The sequence below is a fragment of the Caulifigura coniformis genome (genome assembly GCF_007745175.1).
GTDB lineage: Bacteria > Planctomycetota > Planctomycetia > Planctomycetales > Planctomycetaceae > Caulifigura > Caulifigura coniformis.
The window spans coordinates 666322-687787 of record NZ_CP036271.1; the positions used below are offsets into that span (position 1 = coordinate 666322).

Genomic DNA, 21466 nt, shown 5'->3' on the forward strand with positions numbered 1-21466 from the left:
TCGCTGCGGGCGTTCAAGCGACCACGCCGGACATTGCGGCCCACGATGCGGATGCCCCCGAACCCGCGCCGAAAAACAGGAACAAAACGTCGCTGCCTGAGAGCAGGATGTGGCTTACGACGGGTGGAGCAGCGGCGCGCTCACTTCCAGCAGGTCCACCGCCGGCCGCCGGTTGCAGAAAATCGTCGCCAGCCGCCCGTACGTCTCCGTCCCCCGTTCGCAGCCGAAGATGTCCGCCAGCTCCGGCCCGACCTTGATCCGCAGGATCGCCCCCAGATCGATGTGCCGAAGCACGTTGTGATCGATCAGCACCTGCCCGAGCGGAGTGTGCTCGGCGACGATCTCCTCACGCACCTCGACCGTCACAAACTCGAAATTGAACCGGATGGCGCCGAACTGCACCGCCCGTTCCCCCGCGAACCGGCCTCCCGCACGCCCCGACGTCCGGCCGATCGTCGTCGCCGGCACTGTCAGCACGCTCGTCCGGAAATAGCCCGAATCTTCGAGATGCCGGTCGACCACATGCACCTTCACCGGATGCCCATGGAAGCCTTCCATGGCCAGCGTCATGTGGTGATCGTGGACGAGAAGCTGACGGTAGGGCTCCGGAGTCAGCGACGCGGGAACGTGTTCCACCTCGTCAAAAAGAAGCTCGGGCGATTTATGAATCGCCACCAGTCGGCCGAGTTCATCCAGCGGATTCACAGTTCACGCCTCCTCTCCCGTACAATGCCGCTACGGTATCGTTTCGCGGTGAGGATGACAGGTCACGCGATTGAATTCGGGCACATCGTCTATGCCGATTGGAACTGATTTCGACGTCGACAGCGTCGGCTCGCGGCGGAAGTTCCTGCGTCGTCTTACGGCCGCGGGTCTGGCCGCGTCGCTTCCCGCTGGCCCGCTGCTCGGCGCCCCCGTCGATCCCGAGCAACGGCTTGTCGACGGCGCCATCACCCGGGCGCTCGAGTTTCTCGCCCAGGCGCAGCTCCCCGCCGGCTCATGGCGACTCGATGGCTACGGCGAAGACACGTCGGGAACATCGCTGGCTGTCATGGCGTTTCTCGCTGCCGGTCACGTTCCGAACGAAGGCCCGTATGGCCTCCACATCACGCGCGGCATCCGCTGGGTCTGTTCCCACCAGGAAGCCAACGGCATGCTCGTCCATCGCCGAAGCCACGGGCCGATGTACAGCCATGGCATCAGCACGCTGATGCTCGCGGAGGCCGTCGGCATGGTCGGCGAGGACGACGCCGCGCTCGTCCGACGGGCGCTGGAACGCGGGATCCATCTCATTATCCAGGCCCAGGCCGTCAAGAAAGACATCCGCCACGCCGGCGGCTGGCGCTACCAGGTCGACAGCCGCGACAGCGACCTTTCGGTCACAGGCTGGCAGGTCCTTTCTCTCCGTGCTGCGAAGGACGCCGGCTGCGACGTGCCGGCCGAGTGCATCGACGCCGCCATCGCCTACGTCAAACGTTGCAGCGTGCGCGGAAACCGGGGCTTCGGTTACGAACCGGGCCACGGCCAGACTCCCGTCCTCACCGGCACCGGCATCACCTGCCTCGAGGTCTGTGGAGAGCATGAAGCAGTCGAGACCGTCGGCGGCGCCGACTGGCTCCTCAACAACCCTCTCCGGCACGATGCCAACTACTTCTATTACGGTGCCTATTACACGGGCGTCGGCATGGCCAAGCTCGGAGGCCAGTACGCCCAGCGCACCCGCAATCAGCTTCGGGAGCTGTTGTTGACCGCCCAGCAGAACGACGGCAGCTGGATGCCGCGCCACGGCAGCGAACATGGCGCCGGGAAGGTTTACGCCACGAGCCTCGCCGTGCTGGCGCTCACCGTCGAATACCACTACCTGCCGATCTATCAGCGGTAATCAGGCCGCCTGTGCGGAGAGCGCATTTGCGCGAATCGCCTGTGTATTCCTGCAATTGGTGATCGCCCCGCGGCGCTCCGGACCGCGTTGGAATTCGCTTCCCCCGCCCGTATATTTGAAATCGCGTTGGTCCCCGCACCGTCGAACTCGCTCGCACCTGCCGCCATGCCCAAGGTCACGTTCGTCAAAGAGAAGAAGACCATCGAAGTTCCGGCCGGCTCCAATCTCCGCAAGGTGGCCAAACGTAACGGTGTGCAGCTCTACCCGGTTCCGCACAACTATCTGAACTGCCTGGGCAATGGCCTCTGTGGCAGCTGCCGCGTGAACGTGAAGAAGGGCGAAGACCACCTCTCCCCGCAGGGCTTCTGGGAGAAGTTCACCACGCTGGTCAACCCGATCTGGTTCTTCGCCCGCATCGGCCGCGAGAAAACCATGCGACTCGCCTGCCAGGCCAGTGTGAATGGCGACTGCGAAGTCGAAACCCAGCCGCCGCTCAACGACTCCGAGAAGTTCTGGGCCTGATCTCAGGCAGGCGTCTGCAAAGTCGCGGCCGCGTTGAAAAATCCGGCTTTCCTCGTGACCAAGGTCCACCTTGGTCACGCACCCACTGCGAAGCTCTGCTTCGCGTCGCCGAGCCCACCGGCGTTCAGCCGCCGTTACCCCCCACGAACCGACCCCGTCAGGGGCGACACATCGCGCCCACTCACGCGCCCCGTTCCAACTCACTTCTTCTTCACCGGCTTCGCGGCCGGCTTGGCCTTCGCCACTTTCCGCTGCTCGGCGACAGGCGGCTTGCGTGAGGCAGGAGCCGCGGGCGGCTTCTCCGGCTTCTTCAAGGTCTTCGCCGCGGGAAGCTTCTTGCCGCCGCCGGCCAGCACGGCATTCAGGCGTTCCACGGCCGTCGCGGGATCGCCGCCTCCGGCCGCCTTCTCGGAAGGCTTCATCCGGAACGCGCCATGGAACAGCGGGTCCGAGCCCATGCTGTGAACCAGGTGCAGGAACAGCGGAACATCGGCCTTCCGCACGGCCCCGCGAACGTCGTCCATCGCCTGGCGGATGTTGTCGGCCGAGGCCACTCCGAGCCAGCCGAGAAACTCATGGCTGGATGGGTCGAGCGGAATCGCGTGGGCCGCCAGACCGTGCAGCAGGGTGAATTCGCGGGCGAACGGCGTCAGGTACTTGATCTTGTCGAGCGACTTCTCCGCGACGTCCAGCGTCTTGCGGCGAATCGGCTCCATGTCGAACGCGAAGAACTTCTCGAAGCAGTACTGCAGGATCTCGCGGATCCGCAGGGCCCGCCAGCCCGCGTCCGGCAGGTCTCCCAGCGAGTCTTCGATCTCCGCCACTGAGCTGACGCGGATTTCGTTGAGGTCGAAGAAGCTCTTGAGCAGGCTGTCGTACGCTTCTTCCGCTTCCGGGTATGGGACGTCTTCGAGCAGCACGGCGAACAGCAGCGTCTCGAGCACCGGCTTGTTGTGCTTGGGAGGCGCGGTCTTGTACCGCTTCTTCAGAACCCCCAGCACCTTGGAGAGAAGTTCCTGGCGATCGGCTGCCTTGAGCTTCTTGGGAGCATTGGTGGAAGAGGTCATCAGAGAATCCAGAGGAACGATTGGTCAACAATTGCGAACAGTGAGGTGCCGGGGACGTCCTTCAGCCCGAATCGTCCTCGGATTCCGGGACGTCCTCGCCATCGGCCTCCGCGGCTTCCGGAGCGTCCTCGTCGTCCTCAGTGCCCACGCCCGCATCTCGCAGCATCTTCGACGTCTCAATGCTCTTCTTCACGCCGTTGTCGAGCACGAACTCGAGAATCGGAGTCCAGCGCAGGTCGATCTCGTCGGCAATCCGGGACTGCAGGAAACCTCGCGCCGATTGCAGCCCGCGCAGGACGAGGAACCCTTCCCGTTCTTCGCCCATGACCGACACGTAGACCTTCGCCGATCGCAGGTCCGGAGGGACCTCGACGTTCAGTACGGTCACTTTCTTGACGCGCGGATCGCGCAACTCGGTCAGGATCGCCGTGGAGACGACCTGCCGGATGGCCTGCGCGACTTTTGCGGTGCGACGGTGGGACATGGCTGCGGAAGACGGATTCAGGAATGGGTTTCAGGCCCGGCCCCTGTCTCCGCCTCCTGGTTTCTCCTTAGGAATCAAACGACCGCTTGCGCTCTTCAATCTTGAACGCCTCGAGAAGGTCGCCCTCCTTGATGTCGTTGAAGCCATCCAGGCGGATACCGCATTCCAGGCCGTCCCGCACGTCGCGCACATCGTCCTTCTCGCGCTTGAGCGAGGCGATGCCGTAATCGTTCAGGATCTTCTGGTCGCGGATCACATGCACGCGATTGGATCGCTCGATGGTTCCATTCAACACGCGACAGCCCGCGATCGTTCCCAGACGGCTGATCGGGAACGTCCGCAGCACCAGCGCGCGCCCGGTGGCCACTTCCACACGTTCCGGCTTCAGCAGCCCCTCGAGGGCGCCGCGAATGTCGTCCGTCACGTTGTAGATGATGTTGTAACGCCGGATCTCCACTTCCTCCTGTTCGGCCAGCGACTGGGCGCGGTCTTCAGGAACAACGTGGAACGCGATGATGATCGCCCCGGCGGAGGATGCCAGGTACACATCGCTTTCGTTCACGCCGCCGACGGCTTCGTGAATGATCTGGATCCGCACTTCGTCGTGCTGCAGCTTGCCCAGTTCGTGACGCAGGGCCTCGATTGAGCCTGGGGTGTCGGCCTTCACGATCAAAGGCAGGTCCCGGATGGTTCCTTCCTTCTTCGAGAGGAACTCTTCCAGGGTCCGCGGACCGCCGCGACGCGAGAGGAGTTCCGTCCGGCCGCGCACCTGCCGCGTTTCCGCGACTTCCCGGGCGATGTCGATGTCGTCGTCCGCCAGCACCAGGAACGTGTCGCCCGCATTGGGCACCGCGTTCAGTCCGGCCACGCGCACCGGCGTCGCCGGCGGAGCCTCCGAAATTTCTTCGTCGCGGTCGTTGTACATCGCCCGGATGAATCCGAACGACGGACCGCACAGCACCAGGTCGCCGACACGCAGCGTGCCGCGGCGGACGATGATCCAGGCCACCGGCCCACGGCCTTCGTCGCGGAAGGCTTCCAGGCACACGCCGTCCGCCGGAGCGTCCGTCGGAGCCTTGAGCTCCTTCAGTTCCGCCGTCACCAGCAGCGTTTCCAGCAGGTTGTCGAGGCCCGTTCCGTTCAGTGCCGAAACACGCACCACTTCCGTGTCGCCGCCCCATTCGACCGGCAGCAGGTTCTGGTTCGCGAGGTCGGTGAGCACCTTCTGCTCGTTGGCGCCAGGCAGGTCGATCTTGTTCATCGCCACGACAATCGGCGCGCCGGCCGCACGGGCGTGGGCGATGCATTCGACCGTCTGCGGCATGACGCCGTCGTCCGCGGCCACCACCAGCACCACGATGTCCGTGACGTTGGCTCCGCGGGCTCGCATTTCACCGAACGCAGCGTGACCCGGCGTATCGACGAACGTCAGCTTGTGGCCGTTGTGGTCGACCTGGTACGCGGCGATGTGCTGCGTAATGCCGCCCGCTTCGCCCTTGGCGACGTTCGCGCTCCGGATTTTGTCCACGAGCGTCGTCTTGCCGTGATCGACGTGACCGAGAACCGTGATGATCGGAGGACGCGGCTGGATGTCTCCCAGTTCTTCGTCCGGCAGCGCGAGCTGCGCCGAAATCACGTCTTCGACCGTCTCGGCCCGCTTGATCGTCACATCGACGCCCAGCTCCATGCCGATATCCAGCAGGTCGTTCTCGTCGAGCGGATCGTTGATCGTCGCCATCTTCCCGGCGCGAAACAGCACGCCGATGATGTCCTTCGCAGGGCGGCCCAGGTCCGCCGAAAAGCTGCGCACCGTCGCCGGGAGCGAAACCTCCGCCGAGGTCCGCAGTTCGATGTGTCCACCGCCGCGGCGGCCGCGCTTCACGTTGCGGTTGAACGTCGAGGAGCCCGAGTCGTCGTCGCCACGGCTCTTCTGCCGCTTGCGACGGCGCTCGTCGCGAGTCTCCTGCAGGCCGACGTGGCTTCCACGCCCCGACTTTCCGCTCCGCTCGTCCTCGAGCAGCTCGGCGGGTGTCTTCTTCGCGCCGACGTCCTTGTGCTTCTTGATGATGTCCGCGAGAGGGCTGCGCTTGTTGCCCAGCATCTCGCGAGTCAGCGGCATGTCCGGCTTCTGGACAGGCCCTTCGTTCCGCTTGCCCGGAACCGGGGGCCGGAAGCTCGGAGTCGCGATGCCCGGGTGGACCGGACCGCGGCGGCCGCGATCGCGCTCGATCGGCGCCTCTGTTCGTTCCGACTTGGGCTCGGGACGGTCTTGCGGCTGCGGAGGCCCGCCGGCCTGGTCGGGGCGCGTCGGACGCTGGGCCGGATCGCGCACCGAACCGACCGCCCGCATTTCCCTCACGCCCATGCGGCTCGATCGGCCGCCAGGCGCCACATAATCCGCTCGAGTGTTCGGCACGAGTTTCGACTTGTCCGCATCGGCGGCGGCCGGCGCTTCTGCCGCTGCGGCCGTCGGGGGGACTGCTTCAGGAGGAGGAGCCGACGCCGCGACGGGAGCAGGCGTCGCTTCCGGGGCCGGAACAGGGGCCGGGCTCGGGGCGACAGGCGCTTCGGCTGCCGGCGGAGTGGCAACAACAGGGGGGGCGACGGGCGGAGTCTCGGGGGGGGCCGGAGCTTCCTCCACGGACTCAACCGGGGTCGGCCGCTCGACCGCCGGGCGGTCGAGCACACGGATCTTGCTGGGAATCGGCCTGATCGTCGGTCGTTCCGGCGCCAGCGGCTCGGCGGCCGCCGGCTGCGTGGCGACGGGAGCAGGAGCCGCGGGGGGGGCAGGGGGAGGAGTCGGTTCGACCGACTCCTCGATCTGCGGTTCAGGCGGATAGTCCACCTCGTCCGCCGGCCGCGAAGAGCGACGAGTCGGTGGTGCAGGCGCCGGGGTCAGCTGCCGGATCGGCTTCACCTTCCCCATCCGGTCGAGACTTTCGTCCCGCGTCAGCGTCTGTTCGGCCGGTCGCGCTGCGACCGCCGTCGAACCCTGCTGACGGTTCTTCATGAATCCCAGGACCATGTCCTTTTCTTCAGGCGAAATGCTGGCGAGCGGGGAACTCTTCACGTTGAGTCCCGCGTCGTTGCAAGCCTGGATGAGATCCTTGCTATCGAGATTGAGCTCTTTCGCGAGTGCGAAGATCCGAATCTTCAATCGCCACTCCCCAATCGGCCGTCGCCGCAGATGCGACGATCAGCCTGTTTAAATGCTGCCGCGACTCGCGGCTGAATATTGTTTGTCCGGTTGAACGTCGCTCACCCTTCAGGTGAACGCTCAACCGCATACGCCGTGTGGCCCCGCGGGCCGCTGCCCATTGACAGCCAGAGCCCCGGTTTGCATCCGCAGCGACGACAGGCCCTCAGGCGGATGGCCGCCTGCGACTTCCTGACGCGTCCCCTGCTGCGTCCTGCGATCGATCACCATCGATCCGATTTCGCGTGGCATCCGCCACGTCAGGGCATCCGGCCCTGGCACATTTCACCCCGCTTGAGTTCAGCTTGCCGGTTCCGCCTCCGCTGCAGGTTCCGCCTCAGCTGCCGTGTCCGTCGCCACCTCTGCCGCCGGTTCCGCAGATGCCGCCGACGCCGAGGGTTCGACCTCCGCCGTCTTCCCATTGGCCGCCGCAGCTCCGCCGCCCAGCGGCTTCCCCGTCATCCGATCCAGGGCAGCAGCTTGAGCCTCGGCCTGCTTGGCCGCCTTTTCGAGCGACTTCCGACGATCCTCTTCTTCCTCTTCACGGAGGCTTTCGCGATCCGCAAACTCGATGATCTCTTCACACTGCTCGTCCGTCAGTCCGCTCAGTTCCTGGAACTGGTCCGGCTCGATCACGGACAAGTCGGCAAAGCTGAAAAAGCCCTGCGACACCAGCGTCTCGGCCAGCTCGTCCGTCATGTGCGGAACGGCCGAGAACGCGCTCACGCTGCGGTCGAGCTGCTCGTCGAGCTCTTCCCGCGTCATCACTTCGATATCCCAGCCGACCAGCTTCGAGCCCAGACGCACGTTCTGTCCCCGCTTGCCGATCGCCAGCGACAGCTGGTCTTCCCGGACCAGTACGATCACGCGACCCAGCATCGGGCAGAGAATCACGTCTTCGGTTTCCGCCGGCTGCAGGGCGTTGGGAATCAGCACCTGCAGGTTGTCGTTCCACCGGACGATGTCGATCCGCTCGCCACCCAGTTCTTCGACGATTGTCTTGATCCGCGACCCGCGAACGCCCACGCAGGCGCCGACTGCGTCAACGCTGTTGTCCGAGCAGCTGACGGCGACCTTCGAGCGATAACCCGCCTCACGCGCCAGCGACCGCACCACGATCACCCGCTCCGCCACTTCCGGGATTTCCACTTCGAACAGCCGACGCACCAGTTCCGGATGGACCCGCGACAGGATCACCTTGATCCGCGTTCCCGACTTCCTCACTTCGAGGACGATGCACCGGATCCGCTCGCCCACCTTGTAGGTTTCGCCCGGAATCTGCTCGCTCTTGGGAAGCAGCGCCTCGATCTTTCCGATGTTGACCGATGCGGCCCCCTGGTCGACGCGGGTGATCGCCCCGGTCACCATCTGCGACCGCATTTCGTTGAATTCGTCGAACAGCGCGTCGCGTTCCGCTTCGCGAATCTTCTGGATCATCACCTGCTTCGCCGTCTGCGCGGCGATTCGGCCCAGCAGGTCGCCCAGTTCGTCTTTCGGCAGCGGGGCACGATCCAGCGACACCGACGGCTCGCCCGAGCCGCGGTTGATGTTGATCGTGACGTCCCGGTCTTCACCGTAATGCCGCTTCGCGGCCGACAGGATGGCCTGCTCGATCCCTTCAAACACGATCTCCGGATCGACGTTCTTGTCGCGCGAGATCGTGTCGACCAGGCGAAGAACTTCCGGTCCGTTCATTGGTTGCACCGAGCTTAGGTCAAATTTCGTCGTTGTCGCCTCGAAGGGACATTCCCGTCCGAGGGCTGCCAATCCGCTGTTCTCAATCCGCAAGTGCCGTCAACAGGCCGTCGATCCAAAAACCGGGGCCTATCAAACAAAAAAGGTGGGCTGACCCACCGACGACGCACCGGACTGCCGGAAAAACCGCTTGCAGAAGGCACGACGGTCACCCGCGCACGCTCCACCCGCTGTTTTTGAAACCGACGGTGTGTGATCGAAACTACTTACATCAGCAACCTCGGTAGCGACGTCGCTGCCAGGCAGCCGCAGACATGACTCACGAAAGTCATATCCCAGACCGCGTTTCGAACCCCCGGCACGAACGCCAAATCAGTCACCGGAACACTTCGTTCCGACAGCCAATTGACTGCCCGGCACGCCCATGCGGAAACACCCTCCGCACAACCGCGCCGACAATCATGGACGCTTGCGTGTTGCAGAATATGACCAACAGGACGGAAAGTCAACGAAGCCAAGGACGAGCGGATGAGCCGCCTCCCGGTGCAAATTCTCCCCGACCCCTTCCTAAAGATGGGTTTTCATAACCCCTTTAGGTGCCTGTCGACCGACAGTTCACTACGATTCACCGAACGACACCCCCTGCCAGCGCGCGGGCCCCCGGCTCGCCGGTGTCCCACGCCCTCTGAAGTCTTATGTCGACCACCGCCCACCACACGGAAACCTTCCTCAACCTCACCCTCCGCGTCTGGCGGCAGCTCAGCGCCTCCGCCAACGGACGGTTCCACGAGTACAAGCTCGACCACATTTCGACGGAAATGTCCTTCCTCGAAATGCTCGACGTCCTCAACGAGAAGCTCATCCTCGCCGGCGACGAGCCCGTCGCCTTCGACCACGACTGCCGCGAAGGCATCTGCGGAGCGTGCGGCATCTTTATCAACGGCCAGGCCCACGGCCCGATCCCCAAGTCGACCACCTGCCAGCTTCACATGCGGTCCTTCAAGGACGGCGACGTCATCACCCTTGAGCCCTGGCGGGCCCGCGCCTTCCCCGTCATCCGCGACCTCGTCGTCGATCGCACCGCCTTCGACCGCATCCAGCAGGCCGGCGGATTCATCTCCGTCAACACCGGGCAGGCCCCCGAAGCGAACAACATCCTGGTCGGCCGGGATGTGCAGGAAAGCGCCATGGACGCGGCCGCCTGCATCCAGTGCGGCGCCTGCGTCGCCTCGTGCAAGAATGCCTCTGCGATGCTCTTCGTCGCCGCCAAGGTGTCGCACCTCGCCCAGCTCCCCCAGGGGCATCCCGAGCGGAGCCGCCGCGTCACCAGCATGGTCGGAAAGATGGACGACGAAGGCTTCGGCAACTGCTCAAACACCTCCGAGTGTGAGGCCGCCTGCCCCGCCGGCATCAGCGTCAGCCACATCGCCCGCCTCAACCGCGAATACGCCAAATCCGCCTTCTGCTCCAAGGAAGGCTGAGAACCGTCCGGTCGCGCCACTGACGCGGTCGCGAGACCGCTCTCACTCGCCCCCAGCGTTCTCAGGCCGTCTCTTCCAGCACGCTGAACGCCTGCTCGTCGCGACCCGTGTTCGCCACGATCAGTTCCGCCAGCAGTCCCAGGCTCGTGATCTGCGCCCCCAGCAGCAGCAGCACCGCTGAATAGAGCAGCAGCGGCCGTTGACCGATCGGCGCGGGCGTCAGGACGTGGAACACGTTCATCAGCAGCCAGATGAACCCCAGAAACAGCAGCCCCAGCGCGCCGATCCCTGCGCTCAGCAATCCCAGCCCGCCCAGAAGGTGTTGCGGACGCTGGCCGAATCCGTTCAGGAACGCCACGGTCATCAGGTCCAGGAATCCGCGGACGAATCGCTTCGCCCCGAATTTGGAATGTCCGAATTCGCGGGGCCGGTGATGGACCGGAACCTCGGTCACGCGAAACCCGCGGGCATGGGCCAGCACGGGTATGAACCGGTGCCGTTCGCCATACATCCGCAGCTCGCGCCACACTTCCGCCCGGCAGAGCTTGATGCCGCAGTTGTGGTCGTGCAGCTTCAGGCCCGTCATCCAGCCGACGAGAGCGTTGAACACCTTGCTCGGATAGACTTTATGCCACGGATCGAGCCGCCGGATCTTCCATCCGTTGACGACGTCGAAGCCGCTTTCGAGCTTCCGCAGCATCGCCCCGATCTCCGCCGGGTCATCCTGCAGGTCGGCGTCCATTGTCAGAATCAGATCGCCCGTCGCCCGCGCCACTCCGGCCGTCAGTGCGGCCGATTTTCCGAAGTTTCTCCGAAACCGCACTCCCCGCACGCGAGCATCGTCGTTCGCCAGTTGACGGATGGTGGCCCAGCCACCATCCGTCGAACCGTCGTCGACGAAAATCACTTCGAACTCGATCCCCGTGTCCCGGCATGCCGCCAGGATCTGCCGATGCAGTTCCGCGAGGCTTTCCGCCTCATTCAGAACCGGAACGACAATCGACAGCATCGGAAGGGACCGGTGGGTTAGGAAAGCTTGGCCGCCACGCGCTGGGCGACTTCGTGAAGCAGCGTAAGCGAATGGTCCGCCTCGTCAAAGGTCATGGTCATTGGCGGGCTGATGCGGATCACATTGCCGGCCAGCGGGCCAAGCAGGTGGATCGCATCGCCGCCTGGACGTCCGAGGTAGCATTCCCGGACGAGTTCGATCGCCACGTCACGTGACGACTTCGAACCGCGAGCGGCGCATTCGATCCCGAACACCATCCCTTCGCCGCGCACCTTCGCGACGATTCCGGTTTCCTTCAGTTGCCCGAGGGCCGTGAAGAACACCTTCGATAGCGCCCGGGTGTGTCCCATCACGTCGGTCGATTCGAATTCATCCAGCGTCGCCAGCACGGCCGCGCAACCCATCGGATTCGCGCTCCACGTGTCCGAGCCTTCGCCATATCCCAGGTGGGCCATCACGTCCGAGCGACCCACGGTCGCGCTCACCGGCACGCCGTTCCCAAGGCCCTTGCCGAGGCACACGAAGTCTGGTTCCACGCCGTATTTCTCGAACGCGTACATCTCGCCGGTCCGGCCGAAGTTGGCCTGGATTTCGTCGAAGATCAGCAGGATGTCGTGCTCACGGCACCAGTCCTGAAGCAGCTTGTGATAGGCCGCCGGCGGGTGAAAGCTTCCGCCGCCGCCGAGGTACGGCTCGGTGATGAGGCAGTTCAGCTTCGAGCCATGTTCCTTCCACACCTGCTCGAGTTCGCGGCGATACGGGGCCGTGTCGAAATCGCGGCCGTACGTCGTGACGTCGTCGCATTCCTCGCGGGGGAACGAAATGAACTTCACGCGGGGATCGCGGTCGTGGTCGCTCTCGCTTCCGGTCACGGCGCCGGCGAGCCCCTTCTTCCCGTGGAAGCCGAATCGGGTGGCCAGGATCATCGGCCGCTTTTCGTCGCGCTTCAGGCAGGCCCACAGCGTTTTCTGGACCGCTTCCGATCCGGAGGCCGCCCACATCACGGCGTCCAGCCGCTTCCCGAGCGCCGAACGCTGCATGTTGGCCAGCAGCCGCTTCACCGATTCCGCTTCAATCGGCGTGATGGCGTTGTATGCGGTCATCGTCCCGGCCGGCTGATCCACCGGGCCGGCGCCTTCGCCGAACAGGAGGCCGGGAGTCCAGCCCATGTAGCTGGCGAATCGCTGCATCCATCGCGGCGGGTTGTGGCCCAGGTTGGCGACCAGCACGCCCGAGGTGTAGTCGTACAGGCGGCGGCCATCGGCCGTGTGGTGGAACGATCCGCTCGAACTGGCGATGACCGCCTGGCTTGGAGTGAAGGTCCGCAGGGCCAGTGGCTCGTGGGCGGAAATGGTCCGGCGGTCAGCGTTCGACTTCGCCTCGCCCTGAAACTCGATCACATTCGACATGGAAGAACTCAGCTCGAAGAGCGGGTGTCGCCGGCGAATCAAGGCCGGCATCCCCCTATCCCGTCGCGGGCTCTCACGCACGACGGCTGATTTGGAGCTCAAAGGCCAGGTGAGTTGAGAAATCCGGCCCGAACGATCCGCAACAGGGACTCACGAAAAGGACGATACGACCTTTCGCCGCCAGCGACTATCATTCCCCACGGCCCTGACGCAAAATTAGTAAGGGTGTTCAGCGTTTCGGCAGTTGCCGGGGCCTCGCCACAACGGTTCCATTCTGTGAGCGGCAAGGCGCTAGCCGCCGGTCGATTTCAAATTGGACCCGGGAACGGATTCTTCAGTTAAACTCAACGTCATGCGAATCCTCCTCGCCAGCCCGCGCGGCTTCTGTGCCGGCGTCAACATGGCCATCGACTGCCTCGATGAATGCGTCAAACGCTTCGGGCCGAACATCTACGTCTACCACGAAATCGTCCACAACCGGTACGTCGTCGATCGCTTCACCCGCATCGGCGTGAAGTTCGTCGATCACCCCGACGACGTCCCCGTCGGCTCCATCCTCCTCTATAGCGCTCACGGGGTGTCGCCCGAGATCCGCAAGGCCGCCCGCGAACGCAAGCTGCAGACCATCGACGCGACCTGCCCCCTCGTCACCAAGGTCCACCTCGAAGCGATCAAGTACGCTCGCGACGGATACAACATCATCCTCATCGGCCACGAAGGGCACGACGAGGTGATCGGCACCATGGGCGAAGCCCCCGAGAGCATCACGCTCGTCGAAACGCCCGAAGACGTCGACCAGCTCCCGTTTGGCCCCGATGCGAAGCTCGCCTACCTCACGCAGACCACCCTGAGCGTCGAGGAAGCCGCGACCGTCATTCGCCGGCTCGAAGAACGCTATCCCGGCATCGAGCACCCCGCCAAGGAAGACATCTGCTACGCGACCACCAACCGCCAGGATGCCATCAAGGCGCTCATCGGCCAGGTCGACCTGCTTCTCGTCCTCGGCAGCCAGAACAGTTCCAACAGCCGTCGCCTGCAGGAAATCGGCGTCACCACCGGCAAGGCCGCCTACCTCATCGATGGCAAAGCCGAGCTCAGGCCCGAGTGGTTCGAGGGAGTGAACAGCGTCCTGGTGACGGCCGGGGCGAGTGCTCCCGAAGTCGTTGTTGAGGAAGTGCTCGAGCATCTGCGTCAAACCTACGGAGCCACGGTGGAAGATGCCATCACCCGCGAAGAACACGTGACCTTCCCGCTGCCGAAGGAATTGCGCGTCCTCCAGGCTGCCGGCGCGTGATCGCAGGTCGCCCATGAAGACGCGGGAAAGCGGAATGCCGTCAGAAGACCTCTGGCGAACCTTCTTCGACCCGGACCTCATTTTGAAGCGCCTGGGCCTGAAAGGTGATCACCAGTGCGTCGTGGATCTCGGCTGCGGCTTCGGGACGTTCGCAGCTCCAGCAGCCGCACTTGTCGACGGATTCGTGTACGCGTTCGACATCGACGTCCAGATGGTGGAAGCGACGCAAAAGGCAGCCACCACGGCGGGCCTGAAAAACCTGATCGTCACTCGGCGGGATTTTGTCGAACAGGGGAGCGGACTTCCTGATGGCAGTGCCGACTTCGTGATGCTGTTCAATATCCTCCATGCCGCTGAAGCCGGGCTGCTTTTGCAGGAGGCTCAACGCGTGCTGACCCGCCACGGCATTCTCGCCGTCATTCATTGGAATCATGACCCTTCGACTCCACGTGGACCCAGCATGGAGATCCGATTGCGTCCCGGGGAGTGCCTGAGAACAGTGGCCTCCGCAGGTTTCGTGACGGATCGGCTCCTTGATCTTCCTCCATTTCACTATGGATTCGCTGCTCGCAAGCCCTGATCATCGAGTGAGCTCTCGTTGTTGCGAATTCCGAGTCGGAAGGTTCTAGGCGAATCGATGCTCTTCCACGTCTCCGCCCGCCTCGAGTACGCCGTCCGCTTCTCCTCCACGCTCATCCTCAACGTCCACGTTCAGCACAACGAATCGCAGTCGATCGTGACGGAGCAGTTCGGAGTCGAGCCCGTGGTGCCGCTCGAACACTTTTCCGTCCCGGGCAGTGACAACCGTTTCGTCCGCCTCGAAACGGGGGATGCGAAGAGCCTCACCGTGTCTTACGCGGCCACAGTCGACTGCGACCACGACATCCTTCCCACCCGGAACCTCGAAGAACTGCCGGTTGGTGAGATTCCGCCGGAGGTCATCCCGTATCTCTTTCCGAGCCGCTACTGTCAGTCGGACAAGCTGGCCCGCCTGGCCTGGGACCTCTTCGGAAAGCTGCCGACGCCGCACGACAGGGTCACGGGGATCGTCGACTGGATTCACAACAACGTTGAATACCTCTCCGGCTCGACCGACTCCGGCACGTCCGCCTACGACACCGTCACCCAACGCACCGGTGTCTGTCGCGACTTCGCCCATCTCGGCATCGCGCTCTGCCGGGCCCTTAATATCCCCGCTCGGTATTTCACCGGTTATTCCTACCAGCTCGATCCCCCGGATTTCCACGCCCTGTTTGAGGCCTATCTCGGCGGCCGCTGGGCGCTGTTCGACGCCACGCGACTCGCGCCGCTGAATGGACTGGTGCGCATCGGCAGCGGCCGCGATGCGGCCGACGCTGCGGTGGCCACGATCTTCGGCGGCGTCTCCACCCGGCTGTCGAAGGTGGAATGCAAACTGGGAGAAGGCCAGAACTTCACTCCCCTCGACCGGGGCGACCTCACCCGGGCCGCCGTCGCCCTCGAAACCAACACCGACGCCACACCCGAAGCCTAGTGAGCCGCAAGGCGCTAGCCGGCGGGTCATCCGCTAATCCACCCCGCCACCCACATCAACTCCCCTGCTGCCAGTGACACTGCCCCCCACTGCTAGCCGGTGGCTCGTCCCTATTCTCCCCTACAGCCGCCCCTCGGAAGACGCCCCCCGCCGCCAATCCGCTCTTCCTTTTCTGCCTTGCCTTCTGTTCAACTCCCTCCTGTCCCGTTGACCAGAGCCCCAGCGTGTCATGAAACGGCTGCGGATTGAGCATCGCACGACCTACACCTATCCGAGGCCGGTCCAGCTCGGGCGACATCGACTCGTGATCCGGCCACGGGAAGGGCACGACCTGCGCGTCGAAAGCATGACGCTCGAAATCTCGCCGGCTCACCGCCGCGTCTGGACCTGCGACGTCTTCGGGAACAACGTTGTGATCGTCGACTTCCTCGAAGCGACCACGCAGCTCGAAATCTTCAGCGACGTCGTCGTCCGGCGGACCACGCTCTTCCCCGATTTTGGCCTGCACGAGCGGGGGCGGATCGCCTGGCCCGTCGTCTACGATCCGCTCGAACAGGCGGCGACCTCCATCTACCTCAACCCCACCTACCCGGACGACATCCCCCAGGTCCGCGCCTGGCTGCAGGCCGAGCTTCCTCCTCCGGAGCCGCTCGATGCCGAGGACATGGTCGGCCACCTCACGCAGCTCATCCAGAAGAAGATCCAGTATCAGCGGCGCTCCGAGAAGGGGGTGCAGTCTCCCGCGGAGACTCTCCGCCTCGGTAGCGGGTCATGCCGCGACATGGCCACGCTCATGATGGACGCCTGCCGGAGCCTCGGCATCGCCTCCCGGTTCGTCAGCGGCTATCTCGATTGCGCTGCCTCTGAAGCTGGCCGGGCCGCGACCCACGCCTGGAACGAGGTCTATTTCCCCGCCTACGGCTGGCGCGGGTTCGATCCCACGATCGGCCAGCCGACGTCCACCGCCCACGTGACCGCGGGCGTCAGCAACCATCCCCGCGGCGTCATGCCCGTCGCGGGAATGTTTCTCGGCGGACAGGACGACCGCGGCCTCCTCTCGGTCACCGTCAAGGTCGAACGCCTCAGCGGCTGACTCCGCGCAAAGGCGCCACGGCCGTCTCGGCCGTGTTGCGAATGCCAGCGGCCTCCTTCGTCGCACGCCCGGCGAACCGCGGCGCCCTTCAACTCAACGCCCCAGCTTCACACCCCTCCCCGTAGTTTCGCGCGCAACCCTCCACGGAGGATGGAGGGACCATGAACACGATCCAGCGACATCCATCACCTGCCAGCGCCAGTCTGCCCGGCCACCCGGGACGACCGGACCCGCGGGAGCCGGAGCACCCGCGTCCAAACTTCGCGGGAGAAGAGGGCAAGAACAGCCAACGGCCCCCTGGCCCCGTTCATCTTGCTCGCCATGCCCTCCGGCCCGGTCCCGACGATCGTTGCGGCGCCCGGAACGACCTCGGACGGACACCTCCCCGTCTCAGCCTTCCCGGGGACGGTCCCTATGGCTCTGGTGGCTCAACCCCGGTACTCTGTGAAGGACGCAAACGGGGCCAGCAGGGACGAACCGGACGAGGCCGGGCGGGTATGCTCGAGACGCATAAAAGAACTCTGAATTCTGTCCGCACCTTCTGCCAGCAATTGCTGGAAGGGGGCCTTGCGCCGGGCGATTTCTTCCGCCGCCTTCTCCCGACCGTCGTCAAGGATGGCCGACTTCTCGCCGCCGCCGTCTGGCTCTACGACGACCATTCGCGATTGCGGCTCATCGGTGAGCACGAACTGAGCAAGCTGTCCGAGACGGGCCAGTTCTTCGTCGACCCGGAACACCAGGACGCCGTCTCCGACGTCATGGAACAGACCAGGATCCGCGTCCTGCTCAACCGCACGGAAGACCTCGGCAGCGTCAAACCCCACTCCCTCGCGATCGGGCCGATCGTCCGCGACGAACGCAGCGTCGGCGCCATTGAGCTCTTCGCCGAAGCCGACGAGAACGACGAAGCCTTCCTCCACGATCTCGTCGAACTCCTCTCCGGTTACAGTTCCAAGGCCATCGCACGCCCCGCGACCGCAGTCGTGCCCCGGCCGACTGGTCAGGCCCCGCCGCCCCAGTCGGGCGCCGCGGCCCCGCCGGCCGCTCCCGGAGCCCCGGCAACGCCCCCGCCGCCCGGCACTCCCTTCTGGGAACAGTTCGATCGTTTCCTGCATGGGCTCCGCCGGCTCGACGTCCGCGAAGTCGCCGCGAACGCCGCCAACGACGGCCGCGCCTTCCTCGGCTGCGATCGGGTCAGCGTCGCCATCCGCGAAGGCAAACGGATCAAGGTCCGCGCCGTCAGCGGCCAGGAAGACGTGCACCAGCGCGCAAACCTGATCCGCACGATGACGAACCTCACCCGCCGTGTCATGAAGACCGGCGAACGACTCATCTACACCGGCTCGGCCGACGATCTGCCTCCTCCGCTCGAAAAGCCGCTCTCTGACTACCTTGCCGAGAGCCGGATGCGGATGGTCGCGCTGCTCCCCCTCATCGACCCCCGGCGAACCGCCCGCACCGATGCCGAAGGTCAGCCGATCCGCAAACGCGACAAGCGAGCCGTCGTCGGCTGCCTGATCGTCGAACAGGCGAACGAAGCCGACCCCCGCGTCGGCCTGATGCAGAAGATCGAGCTCATCGTCCCCCACGTCGCCGAAGCCGTGGCCGACGCCGAACAGCATGAGAGCATCTTCCTGCTCCCGCTCTGGAGAACCATCGGGCGGACGCAGCGCTGGTTCCGCGGCCGCCGCCTGGCGACAGCCATCGCCGTCGCCATCGGACTCGCGGCCGTCTCCGCCGGCCTGGCCTACACTCCCTGGACCTACCGCGTGACGGCCGACGGCCGGCTCATGCCGGTCATCCAGCACGAAGTCTTCGCCCCGGAAAACGGCGAAGTGCTGGAAATCAAGGTCCGCGGCGGAGAGCAGGTCAACGCAGGCGATCCGTTGATCATCCTGCGCAACCAGGAATTGCAGGCCGACATCGTCACCACGCAGGCCGCCGCCGCTGAGAAGGAAAAGCAGGCCGTCGCCCTGGGGCACCAGGCCGACGAGGCCGCGTCCTTCGGCAAGGCGGAAGAAATGCTGCGCTTCCGTGGCGAACAGGTCCGCGCCCGGACCGAGGCTGAAGGGCTTCAGAAGAAGCTCGAAGTTCTCAGGGAGCGGGCCGAGCGGCTGATCGTCCGGTCGCCCGCCAAGGGGACCGTCGCCACCTATCAGGTCGAGCAGCTCCTGCGGGACCGTCCCGTCCAGCGCGGCGAGCGACTGCTTGAGATCATGGATGAAAGTCGCGAATGGCGTCTCGAGCTGGAAGTCCCCGAGCATCGGATGGGGCATCTTCTGCGTGCGATGAAGCTGTCGGGCGATCAGACCCTGCCTCTCGAATACGTGCCGGCCACCGCTGTCGAAAAGACCCTCTCCGGAAAAGTGCGTGCGTCCGAGATCGCCACCCGCGCCAACCAGTCGCAGGACGAAGGGGCGATCGTCGAGGTCTACGCCGAGATCAACGAGGACGACATCCCTGGCCGCCGGATCGGCGCGGAAGTCACCGCCAAGGTCGACTGCGGCAAACGCAGTCTCTTCTACGTCCTCTTCGGCGACGTCGTCGAATTCGTCCAGCGCCACGTCTGGTGGTGAGCGCCGTCACTACGACGCAGCCCGTTCAGTCACCCGCCTCGATCCACTCCTCGTTGAACGCCGCGTGTTTCATGCTCTTCCCGCCGTCCACGAAGTAGCTGTACACGCAGTGGATCATCCCGTCCCGCGACTGGATCACCGTCGGGTAGTGGAAGGATCCTTCCGGCTGCTTCTCGAGATGCCGGGTCGCCGTCCACGTCCGCCCTTCGTCCTTCGAAAGCGACACCGCCAGGCTGTTCCGCCCCTTCGTCGTGTCGTTGTAGACCAGCAGCCACTTCCCACTCTTCAGCCGCACGGCATCGAGCCCCGAGCCCGGATTCGGCAGGTCGGCCGAGGTCACGTCTCCCCAGCTCACGCCGTCATCTTTCGATTCAGTGATCCGCACCTTCCCGCTGAATCCGTTCTCGCGCAGGAACGCGACGAGCGTTCCATCATCGCGCCTGACGACGCTCGGCTGGATCGCCCCGAACCCCAGGGTCGGCTTCCCGGAAAACCACGTCGCGCCCCCATCATCGCTGATCGCCATCAGCGACAGAGAATACGTGTCGCTGTACAGCGGCAGCAGAATCCGTCCCGAAGGGAGCACCGTCGGCTTGCAGCGGGGCTGCCATCCCAGCCGCTGGTACAGCTTGTCTCCCAGTCGCTCCTTGACGCTCTTCACAACCTCCTGCGTCCTGTCCGGCAACGGCCCCGCAGCCGCCACGATGTCGTCCAGCGTCTTCGTCGCCGGCGCCTGGAAGTCGTCCGGCTTCAGCAGGATCACTCCGTTCGAGTTCCACTGCGGGGCGCCGTCACCGGCCGGCCTGTCCGACACCAGGTAGTGCGTGATGGCCGACTCCCACGAGTTCGCGATGACGACCGGCCAGAACAGCCACAGCCGTCCGCGCGCGTCCGTCATCAGGCAGGTGTTGCAGTCGGGAAATCCCGGCGTGTCGACCCACATTGCTGCGGGAGTCCACTCCTTCGCGCCCGGTTTGAGCCGGCTTCCGAAGACGGCCACATCATCCGCCCGCCGCTCGCCCGACCCGCGATACCAGCTCACCACGAGCTCGCCGTCCGCCAGCTCGGCGATGCCCGGCGCATGGTTGTGCTCGCCACGCAGCGGAAAGATGAGTTCACTGCGATAAGCGGGCTCTGCCGCATTTGAGACGCCGCCCGCAAGGAAGCACGCCAGAACCGTGAACAGCCGGGGGATGTTGAGCATGGGAGGATTTTCTGAGCTGTGAAAAATTCACCACAGAGACACGGAGTGACGGAGAAGAGGGAGGTCGCGGATTGAGTCTTGTTTCACCGCTTTGAACTCGCACCTGATCCATTCGATCGTGACGAAAGCCCACGTTCCTCACCGCGAGAGCACTGAAGAGCGGGATCTCCCTTTTCTCCCGGTCTCTGTGGTGAGCTTTTCTATTCCTGCATCTGCTTCCACAGATCCTCACCGAACAGATCCAGCATCTTCGCCAGCCCCGCCTCGACCATCTCCGGACCGGTGATGAAACGCCCCGGCCGAGTCCAGTCGTTCAGCCGGTCGAGTTTGAAGTCGAACATCCGCGACAGGAGCGCATCGAGATCTCCTTCGACGTGCTTGAAGTGCCGCGCCCACTCGGCCGCTTCCTCGAGGCGGACATGCTCATCGCTCTGCCAGCGGATCGGGTGAAACAGCAGCGTGGAATGCGGCGTGACGTATCTCCGCGGGCACGCCGCGAACGGTAGCAGCGCGGCCGAAGAGCATTCGCCGGCCACCACGCCCGCCGCATCCAGCCCGCGCAGGCGAATGATCGACGCGAGCGCCAGGCCGACGTAAACGCTCCCTCCGCCTGAATCGAACCAGATCATTCCGCGGCTTCGTCTCGGAACCGACGTCAGCTTTTCGGCCAGGTCTCCCGACTTCTCGATGAGGTCGCCACTGAGCACGATTTCCCAATCGTCGCCGCGGCTTGCGGAGCGATCGGCGAGGGGCAGGGGGCCGGACGGCAGACCCACGCGTTTTGTCTCCATCAGACGGCCTTGTCCTCGGCGACCCAGCCGCATCCCTTGTGCGTTCCGTCGCAGAACGGGCGACGCTTCGACTGTCCGCAGCGGCACAACGCGTAGCTCACCTTGCCTTCGAGATTGAACTCACGCCCCTCATGGTCGATCAACTTGGCCGGCCCGGTGACGAGCAGCGGGCCGTTCAGACGCAGGTTGATGGTGACGTCAGACATCGCACTCTCCTTTTCGAACAACGTGGCCCGGCTGGGGTGCAAAT

The 21466-nt window shown here is 64.7% G+C and carries 18 protein-coding genes; 8 read left to right on the forward strand and 10 right to left on the reverse strand.

Annotation, left to right across the window (positions count from 1 at the left end; translation table 11 throughout):
* Positions 1-114 precede the first annotated feature (114 nt).
* The gene (locus Pan44_RS02675) at positions 115-705 is read right to left on the reverse strand and encodes a hypothetical protein (protein WP_145026975.1); all 591 of its coding nucleotides are present in this window, start codon (positions 703-705) and stop codon (positions 115-117) included.
* Between the two features lie 91 nt (positions 706-796).
* On the opposite strand from Pan44_RS02675, the gene Pan44_RS02680 reads away from it, so the two are divergent.
* Complete coding sequence (locus Pan44_RS02680; protein WP_145026977.1) at positions 797-1882, forward strand: prenyltransferase/squalene oxidase repeat-containing protein; 1086 nt, start codon at positions 797-799, stop codon at positions 1880-1882.
* A gap of 165 nt (positions 1883-2047) precedes the next feature.
* The gene (locus Pan44_RS02685) at positions 2048-2404 is read left to right on the forward strand and encodes a 2Fe-2S iron-sulfur cluster-binding protein (protein ID WP_145026979.1); all 357 of its coding nucleotides are present in this window, start codon (positions 2048-2050) and stop codon (positions 2402-2404) included.
* A 200-nt stretch (positions 2405-2604) separates the two neighbouring features.
* Here the strand turns inward: Pan44_RS02685 and Pan44_RS02690 are convergent, their stop codons facing one another.
* From Pan44_RS02690 to nusA, 4 genes are all read right to left on the reverse strand, one after another.
* Complete coding sequence (locus Pan44_RS02690; RefSeq protein WP_145026981.1) at positions 2605-3471, reverse strand: hypothetical protein; 867 nt, start codon at positions 3469-3471, stop codon at positions 2605-2607.
* A 61-nt stretch (positions 3472-3532) separates the two neighbouring features.
* Positions 3533-3955, reverse strand: coding sequence for a 30S ribosome-binding factor RbfA (gene rbfA, locus Pan44_RS02695; RefSeq protein WP_145026983.1), 423 nt, complete (start codon positions 3953-3955; stop codon positions 3533-3535).
* Positions 3956-4022: 67 nt separating this feature from the next.
* Positions 4023-7112, reverse strand: coding sequence for a translation initiation factor IF-2 (gene infB / locus Pan44_RS02700; RefSeq protein ID WP_145026986.1), 3090 nt, complete (start codon positions 7110-7112; stop codon positions 4023-4025).
* Positions 7113-7451: 339 nt separating this feature from the next.
* Positions 7452-8846, reverse strand: coding sequence for a transcription termination factor NusA (gene nusA / locus Pan44_RS02705; protein WP_145026988.1), 1395 nt, complete (start codon positions 8844-8846; stop codon positions 7452-7454).
* Positions 8847-9541: 695 nt separating this feature from the next.
* Between nusA and Pan44_RS02710 the strand changes: the two genes are divergently transcribed.
* Complete coding sequence (locus Pan44_RS02710) at positions 9542-10327, forward strand: succinate dehydrogenase/fumarate reductase iron-sulfur subunit (protein ID WP_145026990.1); 786 nt, start codon at positions 9542-9544, stop codon at positions 10325-10327.
* Between the two features lie 61 nt (positions 10328-10388).
* Here Pan44_RS02710 and Pan44_RS02715 read toward each other — a convergent pair whose 3' ends face one another.
* Both Pan44_RS02715 and Pan44_RS02720 read right to left on the reverse strand, forming a co-directional pair.
* Positions 10389-11336 (reverse strand): glycosyltransferase family 2 protein, encoded by a 948-nt coding sequence (locus tag Pan44_RS02715; RefSeq protein WP_145026992.1) that lies wholly within the window; start codon positions 11334-11336, stop codon positions 10389-10391.
* Between the two features lie 17 nt (positions 11337-11353).
* A complete protein-coding gene (locus Pan44_RS02720; protein WP_145026994.1) occupies positions 11354-12745 on the reverse strand; it encodes an aspartate aminotransferase family protein in 1392 nt (463 codons plus the stop codon).
* Positions 12746-13097: 352 nt separating this feature from the next.
* Between Pan44_RS02720 and ispH the strand changes: the two genes are divergently transcribed.
* The 5 genes from ispH to Pan44_RS02745 all read left to right on the forward strand — a co-directional run bounded on the left by ispH (position 13098) and on the right by Pan44_RS02745 (position 19221).
* Positions 13098-14039 (forward strand): 4-hydroxy-3-methylbut-2-enyl diphosphate reductase, encoded by a 942-nt coding sequence (ispH, locus tag Pan44_RS02725; protein ID WP_145026997.1) that lies wholly within the window; start codon positions 13098-13100, stop codon positions 14037-14039.
* A gap of 34 nt (positions 14040-14073) precedes the next feature.
* Complete coding sequence (locus tag Pan44_RS28180) at positions 14074-14619, forward strand: class I SAM-dependent methyltransferase (RefSeq protein ID WP_390620659.1); 546 nt, start codon at positions 14074-14076, stop codon at positions 14617-14619.
* An 18-nt stretch (positions 14620-14637) separates the two neighbouring features.
* The gene (locus tag Pan44_RS02735; RefSeq protein ID WP_231754203.1) at positions 14638-15552 is read left to right on the forward strand and encodes a transglutaminase-like domain-containing protein; all 915 of its coding nucleotides are present in this window, start codon (positions 14638-14640) and stop codon (positions 15550-15552) included.
* Positions 15553-15781: 229 nt separating this feature from the next.
* Positions 15782-16645 (forward strand): transglutaminase family protein, encoded by an 864-nt coding sequence (locus Pan44_RS02740; protein WP_145027002.1) that lies wholly within the window; start codon positions 15782-15784, stop codon positions 16643-16645.
* A 497-nt stretch (positions 16646-17142) separates the two neighbouring features.
* Positions 17143-19221 (forward strand): HlyD family secretion protein, encoded by a 2079-nt coding sequence (locus tag Pan44_RS02745; protein WP_145027004.1) that lies wholly within the window; start codon positions 17143-17145, stop codon positions 19219-19221.
* 25 nt (positions 19222-19246) lie between these two features.
* Here the strand turns inward: Pan44_RS02745 and Pan44_RS02750 are convergent, their stop codons facing one another.
* From Pan44_RS02750 to Pan44_RS02760, 3 genes are all read right to left on the reverse strand, one after another.
* Positions 19247-20425, reverse strand: a complete 1179-nt coding sequence (locus tag Pan44_RS02750; protein ID WP_145027006.1) for a sialidase family protein — start codon at positions 20423-20425, stop codon at positions 19247-19249.
* Between the two features lie 200 nt (positions 20426-20625).
* A complete protein-coding gene (locus Pan44_RS02755) occupies positions 20626-21216 on the reverse strand; it encodes a ClpP family protease (RefSeq protein ID WP_145027008.1) in 591 nt (196 codons plus the stop codon).
* Positions 21216-21422 carry a CDGSH iron-sulfur domain-containing protein gene (locus tag Pan44_RS02760; protein ID WP_145027010.1) on the reverse strand — a complete coding sequence of 69 codons (207 nt, stop codon included), beginning with the start codon at positions 21420-21422 and terminating at the stop codon, positions 21216-21218. Before Pan44_RS02760 ends, Pan44_RS02755 begins: the two co-directional genes overlap by 1 nt.
* Positions 21423-21466 lie beyond the last annotated feature (44 nt).